Annotated in this window: 20 protein-coding genes and 1 pseudogene; 19 read left to right on the forward strand and 2 right to left on the reverse strand. The window is 63.9% G+C overall.

All coding sequences use genetic code 11. The features are described from left to right. Nucleotides 1-128 precede the first annotated feature (128 nt). The 6 genes from QM801_RS13085 to QM801_RS13110 are packed head-to-tail and all read left to right on the forward strand — an operon-like array spanning nucleotide 129 to nucleotide 3,354. Entirely contained in the window at nucleotides 129-749 is a 621-nt protein-coding gene (locus QM801_RS13085; RefSeq protein ID WP_415019654.1) for a TetR/AcrR family transcriptional regulator, read from the forward strand. A 5-nt stretch (nucleotides 750-754) separates the two neighbouring features. Further along, a complete protein-coding gene (locus tag QM801_RS13090; RefSeq protein WP_415019655.1) occupies nucleotides 755-1,159 on the forward strand; it encodes a VOC family protein in 405 nt (134 codons plus the stop codon). A gap of 40 nt (nucleotides 1,160-1,199) precedes the next feature. Further along, nucleotides 1,200-1,958 (forward strand): VOC family protein, encoded by a 759-nt coding sequence (locus QM801_RS13095; protein WP_415019656.1) that lies wholly within the window; start codon nucleotides 1,200-1,202, stop codon nucleotides 1,956-1,958. A gap of 55 nt (nucleotides 1,959-2,013) precedes the next feature. Then, nucleotides 2,014-2,469, forward strand: a complete 456-nt coding sequence (locus QM801_RS13100; protein WP_415019657.1) for an SRPBCC family protein — start codon at nucleotides 2,014-2,016, stop codon at nucleotides 2,467-2,469. A 24-nt stretch (nucleotides 2,470-2,493) separates the two neighbouring features. After that, the gene (locus QM801_RS13105; protein WP_415019658.1) at nucleotides 2,494-2,850 is read left to right on the forward strand and encodes a GFA family protein; all 357 of its coding nucleotides are present in this window, start codon (nucleotides 2,494-2,496) and stop codon (nucleotides 2,848-2,850) included. Nucleotides 2,851-2,874: 24 nt separating this feature from the next. After that, entirely contained in the window at nucleotides 2,875-3,354 is a 480-nt protein-coding gene (locus tag QM801_RS13110) for a VOC family protein (RefSeq protein WP_415019659.1), read from the forward strand. On the opposite strand, the gene QM801_RS13115 is transcribed toward QM801_RS13110, so the two are convergent. Beyond that, complete coding sequence (locus tag QM801_RS13115) at nucleotides 3,355-4,437, reverse strand: hypothetical protein (protein WP_415019660.1); 1,083 nt, start codon at nucleotides 4,435-4,437, stop codon at nucleotides 3,355-3,357. It abuts the gene before it with no gap. Between the two features lie 182 nt (nucleotides 4,438-4,619). Between QM801_RS13115 and QM801_RS13120 the strand changes: the two genes are divergently transcribed. The 9 genes and pseudogenes from QM801_RS13120 to QM801_RS13160 form a co-directional block, all read left to right on the forward strand. After that, nucleotides 4,620-5,249: a TetR family transcriptional regulator gene (locus tag QM801_RS13120; protein ID WP_415019661.1), complete on the forward strand. Its 630-nt coding sequence runs from the start codon at nucleotides 4,620-4,622 to the stop codon at nucleotides 5,247-5,249. Beyond that, complete coding sequence (locus tag QM801_RS13125; RefSeq protein ID WP_415019662.1) at nucleotides 5,246-6,214, forward strand: HlyD family secretion protein; 969 nt, start codon at nucleotides 5,246-5,248, stop codon at nucleotides 6,212-6,214. The genes QM801_RS13120 and QM801_RS13125 overlap by 4 nt, the downstream gene beginning before the upstream one ends. Then, nucleotides 6,211-7,143, forward strand: a complete 933-nt coding sequence (locus QM801_RS13130) for an ATP-binding cassette domain-containing protein (protein ID WP_415019663.1) — start codon at nucleotides 6,211-6,213, stop codon at nucleotides 7,141-7,143. The genes QM801_RS13125 and QM801_RS13130 overlap by 4 nt, the downstream gene beginning before the upstream one ends. Then, the gene (locus QM801_RS13135; protein ID WP_415019664.1) at nucleotides 7,140-8,270 is read left to right on the forward strand and encodes an ABC transporter permease; all 1,131 of its coding nucleotides are present in this window, start codon (nucleotides 7,140-7,142) and stop codon (nucleotides 8,268-8,270) included. Before QM801_RS13130 ends, QM801_RS13135 begins: the two co-directional genes overlap by 4 nt. Nucleotides 8,271-8,297: 27 nt before the next feature. Continuing rightward, a complete protein-coding gene (locus tag QM801_RS13140; RefSeq protein ID WP_415019665.1) occupies nucleotides 8,298-8,732 on the forward strand; it encodes an RrF2 family transcriptional regulator in 435 nt (144 codons plus the stop codon). Between the two features lie 287 nt (nucleotides 8,733-9,019). Then, nucleotides 9,020-10,054 (forward strand): sulfate ABC transporter substrate-binding protein, encoded by a 1,035-nt coding sequence (locus tag QM801_RS13145; RefSeq protein ID WP_415019666.1) that lies wholly within the window; start codon nucleotides 9,020-9,022, stop codon nucleotides 10,052-10,054. 10 nt (nucleotides 10,055-10,064) lie between these two features. Continuing rightward, complete coding sequence (gene cysT, locus QM801_RS13150) at nucleotides 10,065-10,922, forward strand: sulfate ABC transporter permease subunit CysT (protein WP_415019667.1); 858 nt, start codon at nucleotides 10,065-10,067, stop codon at nucleotides 10,920-10,922. Next, complete coding sequence (gene cysW, locus QM801_RS13155; protein WP_415019668.1) at nucleotides 10,915-11,787, forward strand: sulfate ABC transporter permease subunit CysW; 873 nt, start codon at nucleotides 10,915-10,917, stop codon at nucleotides 11,785-11,787. The genes cysT and cysW overlap by 8 nt, the downstream gene beginning before the upstream one ends. A 15-nt stretch (nucleotides 11,788-11,802) precedes the next feature. After that, nucleotides 11,803-12,519: pseudogene (locus tag QM801_RS13160) on the forward strand (sulfate/molybdate ABC transporter ATP-binding protein); the annotation flags it as partial. A gap of 72 nt (nucleotides 12,520-12,591) precedes the next feature. Here the strand turns inward: QM801_RS13160 and QM801_RS13165 are convergent. Next, nucleotides 12,592-13,872, reverse strand: a complete 1,281-nt coding sequence (locus tag QM801_RS13165) for a DUF2130 domain-containing protein (protein WP_415019669.1) — start codon at nucleotides 13,870-13,872, stop codon at nucleotides 12,592-12,594. An 89-nt stretch (nucleotides 13,873-13,961) separates the two neighbouring features. Between QM801_RS13165 and QM801_RS13170 the strand changes: the two genes are divergently transcribed. The 4 genes from QM801_RS13170 to QM801_RS13185 are packed head-to-tail and all read left to right on the forward strand — an operon-like array spanning nucleotide 13,962 to nucleotide 17,558. After that, a complete protein-coding gene (locus QM801_RS13170) occupies nucleotides 13,962-15,272 on the forward strand; it encodes a flavin monoamine oxidase family protein (RefSeq protein ID WP_415019670.1) in 1,311 nt (436 codons plus the stop codon). Between the two features lie 52 nt (nucleotides 15,273-15,324). Then, nucleotides 15,325-16,119 (forward strand): transporter substrate-binding domain-containing protein, encoded by a 795-nt coding sequence (locus tag QM801_RS13175; protein ID WP_415019671.1) that lies wholly within the window; start codon nucleotides 15,325-15,327, stop codon nucleotides 16,117-16,119. 6 nt (nucleotides 16,120-16,125) lie between these two features. After that, the gene (locus QM801_RS13180) at nucleotides 16,126-16,830 is read left to right on the forward strand and encodes an ABC transporter permease (RefSeq protein WP_415019672.1); all 705 of its coding nucleotides are present in this window, start codon (nucleotides 16,126-16,128) and stop codon (nucleotides 16,828-16,830) included. Then, nucleotides 16,827-17,558 (forward strand): ABC transporter permease, encoded by a 732-nt coding sequence (locus tag QM801_RS13185; protein ID WP_415019673.1) that lies wholly within the window; start codon nucleotides 16,827-16,829, stop codon nucleotides 17,556-17,558. Before QM801_RS13180 ends, QM801_RS13185 begins: the two co-directional genes overlap by 4 nt. Nucleotides 17,559-17,581: the final 23 nt, after the last annotated feature.

The raw sequence follows: 17,581 nt of genomic DNA on the forward strand, positions 1-17,581 counted from the left end.
GGTGGACGTGCGTTTCGTTGTTTTATTTTGGCGCCCGAAAAAAGGTTGCACGAAGATGAGCGGGGAGTCAAGCGGCAGGAAAAAGCCCACAGCGCGATTTCGCCTTGACGACATACCAACCAGTCGGTATGTTGCGGGTCATGTCACCAGGCAATGCCAAATCCCGGCTTTTGAACGCTGCTTTGAAGCTGATCCGGACCTCCGGCTACGAGGCGACCGCGGTCGATGATCTCTGTTCCGAGGCGGGCGTCACCAAGGGCGCCTTCTTCCATCACTTCAGGAGCAAGCAGGACCTGGCGGTGGCGGCAGCAGCGCACTGGTCAACCATGACGGGCACCCTCTTCGCGTCGGCGCCCTATCATGACTACGAAGACCCGCTCGACCAGCTCATCGCCTACATCGACTTCCGCGCCCAGCTTCTCGATGGCCGCAGCCTTCCCGAAGCCACCTGCCTCCTCGGCACCATGGTGCAGGAAACCTACGAGACCAATCCGATGATCCGCGAGGCCTGCCTTGCGGGGATCGCCGGACATGCCGAGACGATTGCGGAGATCATCCGCGCCGCGAAGGAACGGCACGCCCCGCGCGCAACATGGAGCGCGGAAAGCCTGGCGTTGCATACGCAAGCCGTGCTGCAGGGTGCCTTCATTTTGGCCAAAGCGAAGAATGATATGGAGATCGCGCGGGACTCCATTCTCCACCTCCGGCGCTACGTCGAACTCCTGTTTCACCACGCCAAGGAGGACTGACACCCATGTCCAAGATCTTCGTCAATCTGCCGGTCACCAACCTCTCGCGCTCCATCGCCTTCTACAAGGCACTGGGCTTCACCCAGAACCTGCAGTTCAGCGACGACACCGCTGCCTGCATGGTGGTGAGCGAAGAGAATTACGTGATGCTGCTCACCCACGAGAAATTCAAAGGCTTCTCGAACGCACCCATTCCCGATGCCCACACCAAGACCGGCCTCATGATCGCGCTCGAACGCGACAGCCGCGAAGCCGTGGATGCAGCGGCAACGGCGGCCCTTGCAGCGGGCGGCGCCGAGCCCCGGCCCGCCATGGACCTGGGCTTCATGTACAACCGCACCATCAGCGATCCGGACGGCCACCGCTGGGAACCCTTCTTCATGGATATGAGCCAGGCGCCCCAGTCCTAGACCATTTGCCCCCGCCAACCCTCAGTACACGGAGTTTATCATGTCGAAGTTCATCTGGTACGATCTCATGACGCCGGACGTGAAGGCGTCGACCGACTTCTATGCCCACGTGGCGGGCTGGGCCATGCAGGAGAGCGGCATGCCCGGCGCACCGCCCTACACCGTGCTCTCTGCCAACGGCATCGGGGTCGGCGGCATCATGGCCACGCCCCCCGACATGCAGATGCCGCCCGTCTGGACCGGCTACATCTATTCTGATGACGTGGACCGCGATGCCAAGCGCGCCACTGAACTGGGTGGCGGCGTGTTCAGGGCGCCGCAGGACATTCCCGGTGTCGGCCGCTTCACGGTGCTCACCGATCCCTCGGGTGCCGCCTTCATCGCCTTCAAGCCCAATTCCACCGAACAGCCCACGCCGGTGCCCGATGGCACCCCCGGTCACTTCGGCTGGCGCGAACTCATGTCGGGGAACTGGCAGCAGGCCTTCGCGTTCTATGAAAAGCTGTTCGGCTGGAGCAAGACCGAGGCAATGGACATGGGACCCATGGGCACCTACCAGCTCTTCCAGACCGGCCCCGGCCAGACCGGCGGCATGATGACGAAGGCTCCGCAGGACCCCTCCCCGCCGCACTGGAACTACTACATCAACGTCGATGCCATGGATGCCGCGGTCACGCGCGCAACCGCGCGCGGCGCGAAGACCATCATGGAGCCGATGGAAGTGCCGGGCGGCGGTTTTGCCTGCGGCCTCATCGATCCCCAGGGCGGTGCCTTCTCGCTGTTCAGCATGAAGCGCTGAGAGTCTCGCCTCTCTGCGCCACGAAAACAGAAAGAATGAAATGGGAGTTTGTGCAATGCCTTATACTGTGAACATGCACCGGGTTCTGAAGGCGCCGCCGGCGCGCGTCTTTAAGGCCTTCCTCGATCCGAAGGGTCTCGAGAAATGGATTGCGCCCGCGGGCTACACCTGCACCGTCCACAGCATCGAACCCAAGGTGGGTGGCGGCTTCCGCATGTCCTTCACCGAATTCGACTCCGGCAATTCGAACAGTTTCGGCGGCGAATATCTCGAGATCGTGCCCAACGAGAAGCTGCGCTACACCGACAAGTTCGATGATCCCAATCTTGCCGGCGCCATCGAAGTGACGGTCACCTTCAAGCCGGTGATGGGCGGTACGGACGTGAAGGTCGTGCAGCAGGGAATACCCGACATCATCCCGGAAGAGATGTGCTACCTCGGCTGGCAGGACTCGATGAAGCAGCTGGCCCAGTTCGTGGAACTTCCGTCCCAGCCGGCGACTTCGGCATAGACCGCCGCCTCAAGGAGACTGCCCATGAGCATCAAGCATTATTCCGGCAGCTGCCAGTGCGGCGCCGTCGCCTTCGAGGCCGATCTCGATCTCGACCAGACCATCACCTGCAATTGTTCGCGCTGCCAGAGGCTGGGCTCGGTCCTGTCGGCGGCAAGCGGCGATCACTTCAAGCTCCTGCGCGGCGCGGACAATCTCACCGAATACCTCTTCAACAAGCACGCCATTCATCATCTCTTCTGCAAGACCTGCGGCATCCAGGGCTTTGCCCGGGGCAAGGGCCGTGACGGCAGCGAGATGGTGATGGTGAACGTCAACACGCTGGAGGGCGTCGATCCGCGCGCCCTACACCCCCACCGCTACGATGGCCGCAGCGTCTGACCCCAGAAGCAAGGAACTCCCGACATGATGCTCTCCCAGAAGATTTCACCCTTCCTCTGGTTCAATGACGATGCCGAAGAGGCGGCACAGCATTATGTGCGGGGCTTCCCCAATTCGCGCATCCTCACGGTCGAGCGCTATCCGGAGGGCGGCCCTGCCCCCGTGGGCAGCGTGATGACAGTGTCGTTCGAACTCGCCGGACACGCCTTCACCGGCATGAATGGCGGACCCGCCTTCCGGCCCAACGAATCCGTTTCGTTCGCGGTGCTCTGCGATGACCAGCACGAGGTCGACAAGCTGTGGGATCACCTCTCGGAAGGCGGCCAGACCTCGGCCTGCGGCTGGCTCAAGGACAAGTGGGGTTTCTCCTGGCAGATCATTCCGCGGCGCTTCCTCGAATTGCTGATGAACAACGATCCGCTGGTAAAGGCCCGCGTCTTCGGCGCGATGATGAAGATGACGAAGTACGACATCGCGGAGATCGAACGGGCGGCGAAACTCTGATCACTCCACCTTGCTGATGCGCTCGCTGGTGACGCGCGGCAGCACCAGCGGCAGCATCACGTCCATGGTGAAGCGCCAGCGCGCGGTGGAAATGAAGCCGCCTTCGCTCACGCCGAGGTCGTAGTCGTATTCGCCGGTGACCGTGCAGTAGAGATCGTCCTTCTCGCATTCCACGCGGAGGGAGTTCTCGTCGATGCTGCGGCGGCGCACGCCCCACTCCGAGACCATGCGGCGCTTCTCGGCCACCACATCCTCGCCGCTCATCACAACATGGCCGTTGTATTCCACGTTGAAGGCGTAGGAGTTGGCCAGCGCCTCTTCCATGCCGGCAAGGTCCAGCGTCTCCGCCATGACAAGGCGGCGCGCGGTCGCAAGCGCAATGGTGGAGGAAATGCGGTGCGGCAGGATCTGCAGGCTTTCGAAAATCGAAGTGCTCTCGCCCGCACTCGCTTGCTGCTGGGCAAGGCCGGGGATCACCACATTGTCGTTGGGCTGGCCCTCGGGCGCATCGGTCGGCACATTGTCGACGCGAAAATCCACAAGCTGCTGGCGGCTGAGAATGGTGAGATCGCCCGGCGGCGTGCGTGAGGCGAGCGCCACCACGCGCGGGTCAACGCCCATGCTGTCGGCATAGTCCGCGAGTTCGCCCACCATCGCCTGATGGGTCTCCACGTCCTTCGCGGTGAAGACCGGCTTGTCCGGATCGGCGGAGGCATCTGAGAATGAGAACTGGTGCACGCCATACTTGCCTTCGCGCGTCACCACGCGGTTGAGGCCGCCCATCATCATGTAGGTGCAGGCGGAGGCACAAAGATCGAAGGCGACAACGGAAATTCCGCGCTCGCGGAGATAGCGCCCCATCTCGACGCCCGCCACCAGCGCGCCACCGGGCGAGCGGATGAAGAGGGCGGTGTTCCAAGGACCTTCGGCGGGGCCATTGGCAGCCACGAAGGCGCGGAAGGTCTCGGCGGTATCGGGGGCAAAGGTGCCTTCAGCGAGAATGTGGTCGCCCTCCATGCGGAAGGTCATCACCTCGCTCATCCAAGTGTCCTCGGCCCGCGCATGGCCGGTTGCGGTCAGCATGATCCCGCTCAGCAGCGCCGCGCGGCACCCAGCAAAAACCTTACTCCACATTCCGGCCTCCCCACCGAATCCCCATGCATATCCGTAACATGGCGGTGGACGCGGGCAACGGGGCAGGTTCGCGCAGACGGTGTGACAGTTTGGACTTTGACGGCGTTCGTCTGCCCGGCTATTCCACGCTAATGACTGACCAGTCAGTAACTAAAACCAAGCGCCAGCGCCGCCCGGATGACCGTCCGGCGGAAATCCTTGCGGCTGCCTTGTCGGTGTTTGCCAAGAAAGGCTTCTCACAGGCCCGGATGGAGGACATCGCCAAACGTGCCGGCCTCAGCAAGGGCGCACTCTACCTCTACTTCCCGGACAAGGTGACCCTGCTCAAGGCGCTGGTGACACAAGCGACGGGCGGCCAGATCAGCATGGCCTCGGCCATGGCCCAGGCGGAGACCGCTGTCTCGCCCCTCATCATGCACTTCGCCACCACGCTGGCCGCCCGCGCACAGGACACCGAACTTCCCTTCATCCTCAAGCTCGTCATCGCCGAAAGCCAGGCCCATCCGGAGATCGGCAAGTTCTATCTCGAGAATGTCGTGTTGCAGGCGATCCCGATGATGGAGAAGCTCATCGCGCGCGGCATCGCCACGGGCGAGTTCCGCGCCGTCAATCCCGCCCACGCCGTCAAATCCCTCATGGGCCCCTTCCTGTTGAGTGCGCTGTGGCGCTCGGTCTTCGAGCCGCTCGGTGCCGAGCAACTGGATGTGCGGGCCCTCATCACCCAGCACGTCGACATCTTCCTGAAAGGCCTCCGGCCATGAAACGCCTCATTCCCTTCCTCGTCGTCGCCATTGCCGCGGCCCTCTTCCTGCTGCGCGACCGCTGGCTGCCGCAAGGGTCGGATCAGCAAGCCTGGCTCGGCTATGTGGAGGGCGAGACCTCGCACGCCAGCCCCGCCGCCACGGGCCGCATCACCAGCATTGCCGTGAAGAAGGGGGACGCGGTGAAGGCCGGCACGCTTCTCTTCCAATTGGACGACAGTGCGGCCCAGGCTGACGTCACGCGGCTTGCCGCGGCGGTCGAAACCGCCAAGGCGAACGCGCGCGACCTCGATACCGGCAAACGCGCCGAGGAACTTGCCCTCATCGCGCGGCAGAAGGCGGAGGCCGAAGCCAATCTCGATCTCGCCCGCCTTGACTACACACGCGCCAACAATCTCGCGAAGCGCGGCGTTGCCGCGGAGAACAAGTTCGATCAGGCCAAGGCCGCCCTTGCCGTTGCCGAAGAGAAAGTGAAGCAGGCCGATGCCAATGCGGTGATCGCCCAGCTTCCTGCTCGCGAGGCCGAACGCACCGCCGCCCTCTCGCGCGTGACGGAAGCGGAAGCGGCACTTGCCGTGGCCCGGCAGAAGCTCAAGGACTACCAAGCGATCGCCGCAAGCGATGCCATCGTCGATGACGTCTTCTTCGATCCGGGTGAAGTCGTCTCCGCCGGACAGCCGGTGATCACGCTCCTTCAACCCGGCAAAGAGACCTTGCGCTTCTATGTGCCGGAAGGCGAACGCGCCAAGCTCTCGGCGGGTGTCAGCGTAACCTATCACTGCGATGGCTGTGCGGGCGGCACGGCCCTCATCACCCGTGTGGCAGCGACGCCGGAATACACCCCACCCGTCATCTATTCGGAATCGGCGCGGGCGAAACTCGTCTTCCTTGTCGAAGCCACGCCGCAGGTTCCCGATCCGCATCTGCAGGCGGGCCTTCCCGTCGAGATCGAGCCGCTGCCATGACCGCGCTTGCCATTGACGTTCACGGCCTCGTCAAACGCTTCAACAAGCGCACGGTGGTCGATCATGTCGATCTCCAGATTGCGCCGGGGCGTATCTGCGGCTTCCTTGGCCCCAACGGCTCCGGCAAGACGACGACGCTCCGCATGATCTGCGGTCTGCTCACGCCCGATGAAGGGTCCGGCACCTGCCTCGGCGAAGACATCATTGCAGGCCGCGATTCCATCAAGCGTCAGGCCGGCTACATGACCCAGCGCTTCGGCCTCTATGAAGACCTGACAATCCGCGAGAACCTCGACTTCGTCGCCCGCGTCTACGGCCTGCCCAACGTCACGCAGCAGGTGGGCGATGCACTCGCCCGCCTCGGCCTCGAAAGCCGGCAGAACCAGCTGACGGGCTCGCTCTCCGGCGGCTGGAAGCAGCGGCTGGCGCTCGCCGCCTGCGTCATGCACCAACCCAAGATCCCGCTGCTCGACGAGCCCACCGCCGGTGTCGACCCCAAGGCGCGGCGGAGCTTCTGGGATGAGATCCACGCGCTCGCGGCGGAAGGCATCACCGTGCTCGTCTCGACCCATTACATGGACGAGGCCGAACGCTGTCACGAGATCGCCTACATCGCCTATGGCAAGCTGATGGCGCGCGGCACCTCGGACGAGATCATCGCCAACTCCGGCCTCAAGGCCATGGTGGTGACGGGGGCAGGTGCCGACCGCATGGCGCCCCTGCTCCGCGATGCGCCGGGGATCACCGCGGCTGCCGCCTTCGGCACCGCCCTTCATGTGTGCAGCCCCGATGATGCGGCGATCCGCGAGGCGGTGAACCGCGTGCTCGCCGCGCACGCAGGCCTTCGCGCCGAAGCGGCCGAGCCCACGCTGGAGGACGTCTTCATCCATCTCATGGGGCAGGCCACAGACAATGCGGTGGCGGCATGAGCGGCTTCCTCCGCAGGCTCTGGGCCATGATGACGAAGGAGGCGCAGCAACTCCGCCGCGACCGCATGACCTTCGCCATGATGTTCGTCATGCCCATCGTGCAGCTTGTTCTCTTCGGTTTTGCCATCAACACCGATCCCAAGGGCCTGCCCGCCGCCATCATCTCCTATGAACAATCCTCGCTCTCGCGCGCCCTCGTCAGCGCCATCGGCAACACCGGCTACTTCGCCTTCGTGAAGGAGCCTGCAACCGAGGCCGACGCAAACACGCTGCTGCAGACGGGCGAGGTGCAGTTCGTCCTCACCATTCCGCGCAACCTCACCCGCGACGTGGCGCGCGGCGAGACGCCGAGCGTGCTGATCGAGGCGGATGCCACCGACCCCGCCACCATCGGGCCTGCACTCTCCGCTGTGAATGCAGCCGTAAGCCAGACGCTCGCCCGCGAGATGACCGGCGCCTTCAGCCGTTTCCAGGCGGGAACACCCGCCGTCGATGTGCGGCTGCACCGCCGCTACAATCCGGAAGGCATCACCCGCTACAACATCGTGCCCGGCCTACTCGGCATCATCCTCACCATGACCATGGTGATGATGACGGCGCTTGCCGTCACCCGCGAATACGAGCGCGGCACCATGGAGAATCTTCTCGCCATGCCGGTGCGCCCCATCGAAGTGATGGCGGGCAAGATCGCGCCCTATGTCCTGATCGGCACCGCCCAGGTGCTGGTGGTGCTGATTGCGGCGAAGGTGCTGTTCGGCGTTCCCTTCGTGGGTTCGCCCCTCGTCTTCACCGGCGCCGTGGTGATCTTCCTCACCGTGAACCTGGCAATCGGCTTCACCTTCTCGACCATCGCCCGCAACCAGTTGCAGGCGGTGCAGATGTCCTTCTTCTTCCTGATGCCGGCGATCCTGTTGTCGGGCTTCGCCTTCCCCTTCCGCGGCATGCCGGGCTGGGCACAGGTGATCGGCGAACTGATGCCCGCCACCCACTTCATCCGCATCGTCCGCGGCGTCATGCTGAAGGGTGCCACCCTGCCCCAGATCGGCAACGAGATCGCCGTCATGCTCTTCATGCTGGTCATCGTCGTGGTCGTCGCCATCAGCCGCTATCGCGTGACGCTGGACTGAATAGGCCTGAATGCCTACATTGGCAGTATGATTTCCCAGCGCGCCCGTTATGCCTTCAAGGCCATGGTGGCCCTCGCCCGGGCCACGCCCGGCCGCGGCCTCAATATCCGCGAATTGTGCGAACAGGAAAAGCTGCCGCGCAAGTTCATCGAGCAGATCCTCTCCACCCTGCGCTCGGCCGGCTATATCACCAGCCGCCGCGGCCGCGATGGCGGCTATGAGCTTCTGAAGCCCGCCGACTTGATCCACGTCGGCTCGCTGCTGCGCCTGGTCGATGGGCCGATTGCACCGCTCAACTGCCTCTCGCGCACCGCCTACAAGCGCTGCGACGACTGCAAGACGGAGAGCACCTGCGAACTCCGCCTCGCCTTCGACAAGCCCTATGCCGACTATCTCGCCGAGCTTGAGAACACCACCCTGGCCCAGGTGATGACCCAGTCGGACCAGAAGGCGGGGAAGTGAGGGGCTTGTTTCCAAAGGCTGTCATCGCGCCCCCTCACCCCCCGCTTCGCGGACCCTCTCCCCGGAGGGGCGAGGGCGATAGCAATTTCGCCTTCTCCCGCTGGCGGGAGAAGGTGCCCGAAGGGCGGATGAGGGTGGCCGTATCCCCCGTTTTCCTCAACGATTGAGCAAAACTAAATCCTTGATTCAGAACGGATGGTGCCAAATCGTTCGGTTTGCCGAACATTCCGCTTGAATCTATACTTAATCGGTGTAGATTGAGGTCATTCAAACGAAAGGAGTGACCAATGACCTTCTCCCGCCTGCGCCGCACCTTCCTCAGCGCCACTGCCGCCGCCGTCCTGGTGAGCAGCATCGGCATCGCGCCTGCCCTCGCCGACAAGACCCTGCTCAACGTGAGCTACGATCCGACCCGCGAGTTCTACAAGGAATTCAACACCGCCTTCGCCGCCGACTGGGCCGCCAAGCACAACGGTGAAGTGGTCACTGTCAACCAGTCCCATGGCGGCTCCGGCAAGCAGGCCCGCGCTGTCGTCGACGGCCTTGATGCCGACGTGGTGACGCTGGCGCTCGGCGGCGACATCGACCAGATCGCCAAGGCGACCAAGAAGCTTCCGGAAGACTGGGCCAAGCGCCTGCCCCACAATTCCGCGCCCTATACCTCCACCATCGTGTTCCTCGTCCGCAAGGGCAATCCCAAGGGCATCAAGGACTGGGGTGATCTCGTGAAGTCCGGCGTTCAGGTGATCACACCCAACCCGAAGACCTCGGGCGGCGCCCGCTGGAACTATCTCGCGGCCTGGGCCTATGCCAGCAAGCAGGACGGCAACAACGAAGACAAGACAAAGCAGTTCATCGCCGATCTCTACCGCAACGTGCCCGTGCTCGACACCGGCGCCCGCGGCTCCACCACCACCTTCGCCCAGCGCGAAGTGGGTGACGTGCTGATCTCATGGGAGAATGAAGCCTTCCTCGTCCAGCAGGAATTCGGTGCCGACAAGTTCGACATCGTGGTGCCGTCGCTCTCGATCCTCGCCGAGCCGCCGGTTGCCGTGGTTGACGCCAACGCCAAGGCCAAGGGCAACGAAGAGGTGGCCAAGGCCTATCTCGACTTCCTCTATTCGCCCACCGGCCAGAAGCTGGCTGCCAAGCACTTCTTCCGCCCGACCGATCCGTCTGCGGCTGATCCCGCCGACCTCGCCCGCTTCCCCAAGCTGGAACTGGTGAGCATCGACAAGGATTTCGGCGGCTGGGGCGTGGCCCAGAAGAAGCACTTCGCTGACGGCGGCATCTTCGACCAGATCTACAAGCCCACCAACTGAGGTCCTGCCCGTGGCGAATGTCCTCCTGGGCCACGGCAAGAGACTGCGCGAACCAAGTGTCATTCCAGGTTTCGGATTGACGCTTGGCTTCGCCGTTCTGGCGCTGGGCCTCGTCGTTCTCATCCCCCTCGCCGCCCTCGTGCTGAAGGCGGCGAGCATCGGTCCTGCGGGCTTCATCGCGGTCGCCACTGATCCGCGCGTGCTCGCGTCTCTCCGCCTCTCCTTCGGCGCAGCGCTGATTGCGGCCTGCGTCAATGCCGTCTTCGGGCTCCTCGTCGCTTGGGTGCTGGTGCGTTATGATTTTCCCGGCAAGCGCATCCTCGATGCCGCCGTCGACCTGCCCTTTGCATTGCCCACCGCAGTGGCGGGCATCGCGCTTGCCGCCATCTATGCCCCCAACGGCCCGCTCGGCGCCGTTGCCGCCCTTTTCGGCCTCAAGATCGCCTTCACGCCCTTGGGCGTGGTGCTGGCGCTGATCTTCATCGGCCTTCCTTTCGTCGTCCGCACCGTGCAGCCCGTGCTCGAGGAAACCGAGCGCGACATCGAGGAAGCCTCGGCGCTGCTCGGCGCCTCACGCCTCCGCACCGTCTTCACGGTAATCCTGCCGCACGTCTATCCCGCCCTGCTCACCGGCTTTGCGCTGGCCTTCGCCCGTGCCGTCGGTGAATACGGCTCTGTGATCTTCATCGCTGGCAACATTCCCATGGTTTCAGAAATCGCGCCGCTCCTCATCGTCATCAAGCTCGAAGAGTTCGACTATACCGGCGCCACCGTGATCGCGACCATCATGTTGGCCATTTCCTTTGTTCTGCTGCTGGTCATCAACGCCCTGCAGGGATGGCAACGCAGGAGGTTCGGCAATGTCTGACCTTGTCCTCCCGGCCCGCCCTGTGCGGAGAAGCGAGATCGGCGAGAGCAGCCTCATCAAGTGGCTGCTCATTGCTGTTGCCGTGCTCTTCCTTGCCTCCGTACTGCTCTTGCCGCTCGCGGTTGTCTTCAGCGAGGGCCTGCGCAAGGGTGCCGAGGTCTTCTTCGCGGCCTTCACCGATCCGGACACGCTGGCGGCGGTGCGCCTCACACTTCTCGTGGCGGCAATTGCTGTTCCCTTCAACATCGTCTTCGGCCTTGCAGCAAGCTGGGCCGTGACAAAGTTCAACTTCGTCGGCCGCAACCTGCTGCTCACCCTGATCGACCTGCCCTTCTCGGTGTCGCCGGTGATTTCAGGCCTCGTCTATGTGCTGCTCTTCGGCGCACAAGGCTGGCTCGGCCCCTGGCTCGAGGCCCACAACATCAAGCTCATCTTCGCCGTGCCTGGGATCGTGCTGGCCACCGTCTTCGTCACTTTCCCCTTTGTCGCGCGCGAACTGATCCCGCTGATGCAGGCGCAGGGCACGGCCGAAGAGGAAGCCGCCCTCACGCTGGGCGCATCCGGCTGGCACACCTTCCGACACGTCACGCTTCCCAACGTGAAGTGGGCTCTGCTCTATGGCGTGCTGCTGTGCAATGCCCGCGCCATGGGCGAATTCGGCGCCGTCTCGGTCGTCTCCGGCCATATCCGCGGCTACACCAACACCATGCCGCTGCAGATCGAGATCCTCTACAACGAGTACAACTTCACCGCCGCTTTCGCGGTCGCCACGCTGCTCGCGGGTCTCGCCCTCATCACCCTCGTTCTCAAATCGCTGCTCGAATGGCGTTTCGCCGGAGAGCTTGCCGCCACCAAGCGCCACTAGGAGGAACACATGTCCGTGTCCGTCTCGATCCGCAATGTCGCCAAGCAGTTCCAGCGCTTTCCCGCGCTCCGCGGCGTGTCGCTCGATGTGAAGCCCGGTGAACTGGTGGCGCTGCTCGGCCCCTCGGGCTCCGGCAAGACGACGCTGCTCCGCACCGTGGCGGGACTTGAATTCCAGGATTCGGGCGAGGTCTTCTTCGATGACGTCAACACCGACACGCTGTCGCTCCGCGACCGCCGCATCGGCTTCGTCTTCCAGCACTATGCCCTGTTCCGCCACATGACGGTGTTCGACAACATCGCCTTCGGCCTGCGCGCGAGGCCCGCCACCACACGGCCCAGCGCGGCAGAAGTCCGCGCCCGCGTCTTCGAACTTCTCTCGCTGGTGCAATTGTCAGGCCTCGAGAAGCGTTATCCCGCCCAGCTCTCGGGCGGCCAGCGGCAGCGTGTGGCACTTGCCCGCGCACTCGCCATCGAACCCCGCGTGCTGCTCCTCGACGAACCCTTCGGTGCGCTCGATGCCAAGGTCCGCAAGGACCTGCGCAAGTGGCTTCGCCAGCTTCACGACAAGACCGGCCACACCACGCTCTTCGTCACCCACGATCAGGACGAGGCCTTCGAGCTTGCCGACCGCATCGCCATCCTCAACAACGGCGTCATCGAACAGGTGGGCACGCCGGCTGAAATCCTCAGCCGCCCCGGCACCGACTTCGTGGCCGATTTCGTCGCCGACGTGGGACTCTCGTCCCTCAAGACGCCGCCGATCAACTGGCAGCGCGACGTGAAGCTGCGCGCCGCACAATAACTATTCCGTTTCTTCGCCATCCTCGCCTGCCATGTGGTCGAGAGCGGCAATCGCCTGCATGCTGCTGCCGGCGATCCCCTGCATGTCGCCATACATGCCGGAGGTCGCCTCCAGCACGTTGAACAGGTTCTTCTCGCGCTTGGCCCACTGCCGCAGCATGAAGGCCTTCTCCTTCTCCAGTTCCTTCTGCTGGGCGCGGAAGTTCTCGATGATGGCATCGACCCGGTGCTTGAAATGCGGTCCGGTGAGATAGTCGTACATCTGCTCCATCTTCCCCGCCTGCCCCACCTGCTGCAGCTTCACCCGCGCGATGTCGAGGAGATGGGCGCGGATGATGGCGGCCAGCGCCAGTGCCTCGCGGGGATGCACCACATGCACGGCGTCAACCACATCGAGACGCTCCACGCCTTTGGGCAGCGCCGCCGAGACGAGCACCGCCACATCGGCGGGATAGCTGCGCTGATCGTCACGGAGCTTGGCCAGCCAGCCCTCGCTCCAATTCTTGGCGCGCTTCAGCTCCCAGATGATGGTGCCGGCCGATTGGCCCGTTGCGGTCAGCACTTCCTGCACGAGATCCGCACCGATCTCGCCCTTGGGCACCGGCGCCACCCGGTCCATGGGGAAGCGGTGCTGCAGCTGCTGTTCGAAATCGAGTTCCAGCACTTCGCCCTGCAACTGCTGTGAGCCCTGCTCGGCGCGACGCTTCAGTTCCTCGATCTGGCGCTTCATGCCTTCGATCGCCTCGTCCTTTTCCGCCACCTTGAGGCGGAGCGCCTGTTCGGCCTCGGCCTGCGCCTTCTGGCGGATCGTTTCCGAGTCCGCCTTCACGCGCTCGGCGATGGTGATCTCGAGTTCGCGCTTCTGGTCTTCAAGGGCGCGTTCCTTCGCCATGAATTCCGCCTGCTGCTTCTGTGCCGCGGCCAGCTTCTCGTCCCGCTGCTTCAAACGGTCCTGCAAATCCTTCACCGCGTCCGCCTGCTGCTTCATCTCGAGTTCGACGGTGGAGCGCACCCGCTTCTGCTCCTGCGCCACAAGCTGCGCGCGTTCGGCCTGTAGGCGTTCCGAAACCTGCTCTTCCAGATGCGCCGCCGCATGGGCAAGCTTGCTCTGCTGCTGCAGGAGATCGGCGCGTTCCTTCGCCAGCATTTCGGATTGCGATTGCAGGCGCTTCTCGTAGTCCGCCTTGGTCGCCGCCAGCAGAGGTGCGGCGAGCGACTCCGTCAGCTTGATCTCGGACTTGCAGTGGGGACAGGTGATCTGGGGGTCTGTGTTCTGGGCCATGGTGCAAGACTAGCCGATTCCGCCAGTGCCCCGGCAACGGAAAAATCCTCGCTCTTGCTGGGGTTGCATCAGCCCCTATAGTTCGGATCATGTCAGGACCAACACACGACGTCATCATCATCGGCAGCGGTCTTGCCGGTGCTGCCGCGGCCTACCGCCTCGCGAGGCACACGCCGCGCATCCTTGTGATCGAGGCGCGGGCGCGGCTTGGCGGGCGGGCCTATGCGCGGTCATTCCGGAACGAGGGTGACAGTGAGCTTCTCGAATATGGCGGCTCGTGGATCACGCCTTGGCATGAGCGCATCCGCAGCCTCTGCGGCGAACTCGGCCTGACGCTCCGGCCACGCACGCCCATCCGCGAGCGCCTGGCATTGCGCGAAAGCGGGCCTGCCCCGCTGGTCTTCGACAGCGAAGCAGAACGCATGGCGCATCAACGGGCGCTGGCGCGGATCGCCGCCGATGCCATGCTGCTCAAGGCCGGTCTGCAGCACAACGAAAAGGGCGAGCCGCTCACCGGCCTCAGCTATTCGCAATACATGGCGCGCCTTGATCCGCCGCCTGCGACGCGCGCGCTGCAGGATGCCTGGTGGACAGTCTCGGGTGGTGCGCCCATGGCGGAAGCGAGTGCGGGGGAATTCCTCCACAGCTGCGCCTATGACTCCGGCATCGCGGAGGACATGATCAATGTCTGGGCCCACACGGTCGAGCCCTCCATGGATACGCTGGCCCAACGCATGATCGCGGCCTCCGGCGCCGCCGTGGTGACGGACTCCCCCGTCGCCAGCGTGGCGCAATCGGACACCGCAGTGCGCGTCACGCTCGCTGCGGGCGGGATACACGACGCCTCCCACGTGATCGTCGCCACCGGCATCAATCCGATGCGAACGATCGCCTTCACGCCGCCCCTCGCGAAACTGCCCCAAACAGCGGTCACGCGCGGGCAGAGAGGCCGCGCCTTCAAGCTGTGGATCAAGGCGCGCGGCGTTCCCGTGGGGCGGCTGATCACCGGCGATGGCACGGGCGTGCAGCTTCTCTTCGGGGAACGCACGGCTGCGGATGGCAGCACCCTGCTGATCGGCTTCGGCCTTCACGATGAACATGCGCCATTGGCCGATGCCGCCTGGGTGAGCGCCCAGTTCGCCCGCCTCTGCCCCAACACTGAATTCCTCGGCTATGACTGGCACGACTGGCCCGCCGACCCCCACGCTCGCGGCACCTGGGTCTCCACGCCCTACGATCTCGCCCACGCCTTCACCGCCGAGGCCTGGGCGCCCCAGGGCCGCATCGCCTTTGCTTCCTCCGATATCGCGCCCGAAAATGCCGGCTGGTTCGAAGGGGCGGTGATCTCGGGCGAGAGGGCGGCGGACTGGGTGATCTCCGGCAGCCCGCCCCCTCATTGACCAATTGTCACAATTGGGCGTTAAGTGGCGGTCTCTCAACCGGAGATCGCACATGTTCACAAGACGATTGATGCTGGCTGCCTGCACCCTGGCGGTGCTCGCAGGTGCGGCCCACGCGGCCGAGAAGCTTAAGCTCACTGTCGCCACCGAAGGCGCCTATCCGCCCTACAACTTCGTCGATGCCAACGGCGAGCTCCAGGGTTTCGATGTCGATTTCGCCAAGGCGCTGTGCGAGAAGATCAACGCCGAATGCACCATCATCAAGCAGGACTGGGACGGCATGATCCCTGCCCTGATGGCGAAGAAGTTCGATCTCATCGTCGCCTCCATGGGCATCCTGCCCGAGCGTGAGGAGAAGATCGATTTCTCCATCCCCTATTACCAGAGCCCGACTGCATTGGTGATGACCAAGTCCTCCGGCGTTAAGGTAGGCGGTGACGGCCATGTGGATCCTGAAAGCCTCGCTGGCAAGAAGATCGGCGTGCAGCGTGCCACGGGCTACGAAAGCTTTGCCCGGGAGAAGTGGCCGAAAGCTGATCTCGTCGTCTATGACTCAGCCGAAAGCGCCGACCTCGACATGACGGGCGGCCGCCTTGATGGCCGCTTTGACGATTACATAGTCCTCAAGAACGGTATCATGAAGTCCGATTCCGCTGCCGACTATGAGCGGATCGGCGAAGTCTGGGGCGAGAAGGACTTCGGCTCCAAGGGTGAAGGCATCGGCATCCGCAAGGGCGAGAAGGACCTGAAGGACGCCGTCGACAAGGCCATCCTCGCCATGCGCGCTGACGGCACCTACAAGAAGATCAACGACAAGTATTTCGACTTCGACATCTACGGCGAATGATCCGCCGTGGGCGGCCTCTTCGACCTGAAGGGCTATGGTCACCTTCTGCTTGAAGGGGCAGCCCTCTCGCTCGCTGTCGGCATCTGCGCCCTCGCCGTCGCCCTGAGCCTGGGTGCGGCGGGTGCGCTGGCCCGCCTGTCGCCATCGCGTATCCTGCAGCGCCTTGGCCTTGCCTATGTGGTGATTGTGCGCGGCATTCCGGAACTCGTGCTGATGCTGCTCATCTACTATGGCGGCACAGTGCTGTTGCAGGCGTTGCTCTCGCTCGGAGGCGAGGATGTGCGCGTCGACATCAACTCCTTCCTCGCCGGCACCCTCGTTCTCGGCTTCGTCTATGGCGCCTATGCCACGGAGATTTTCCGTGGCGCGTTTCTCGCCGTGCCCAAGGGTCAGGTGGAAGCAGCGCGCGCCTTCGGTCTTTCGCCGCGGCAGGAGTTCTTCCGCATCATGCTGCCGCAGGCGCTGCGCCTTGCCATTCCGGGGCTTGGCAATCTCTGGCTCACGCTGCTCAAGGCCACGTCCATCACCTCGGTCATCGGCCTCACCGAGCTTGCACGCCAGGCCGACCTGATCAAGGCGCCGACCAAGATGCCCTTCGTCGTCTTCTTTCTCGCGAGCCTGATTTATCTCGCCTTCACAGCCGTTTCCGACGTGTTTCGCATCCGGCTTGAGAAGTGGGCCTCAGCCGGCTTCAAGCGGGGCACGGCATGAACGGCCTCTTTGATTTCACGCCGGTGCTCGCCAACCTGCCGGAGCTGGGCCACGGCCTGCTGATCACGCTCGAGTTGACGCTTCTCACCATCCTCGGCGGCATCGTTCTCTCGCTGCCGCTCGGCATCCTGCGCAATTCACCCAACCGCTTCATCCGCGGGCCGATCTGGGCCTACACCTACTTCTTCCGCGGCACGCCGATGCTGATCCAGCTCTTCCTGATCTACTACGGGCTGGCGCAGTTCAAGGTCATCCGCGGCTCCATGCTGTGGCCCATGCTGCGTGAGGGCTACTGGTGCTGCCTCATTGCCTTCGTGCTCAACACCGCCGCCTATACGATCGAGATCGTCGCCGGCGCCATCCGCAACGTGCCGCTCGCCGACATCGAAGCAGCCCGCGCCATGGGCATGTCGCCCGCCCAGGTGCTGCGGCGGATCACGCTGCCGGTGGCACTCCGCATCCTCTTTCCCGCCTACACCAATGAGGTGATCTTCATCCTGCAGTCGACATCGCTGGCGAGCCTCGTCACTGTGCTTGATCTCACGGGTGTTGCGCGTGTCATCATCGCCCGCACCTTCAGCCCCTATGAAGTCTTCATCTCCATCGGCGCGGTCTACCTGCTGCTGACGTATCTGACGCTGGCGATCTTTCGCAGTTTCGAGGCGCACCTCTACCGCCACCAGCGCTCGCACCACACGCACGATCTCGCGGAGACGGCGCTGCGGTAGGCGGCAACAAAAAACCCCGGCGT

This window comes from Aestuariivirga sp. (assembly GCF_047600585.1).
Classification (GTDB): domain Bacteria; phylum Pseudomonadota; class Alphaproteobacteria; order Rhizobiales; family Aestuariivirgaceae; genus Aestuariivirga.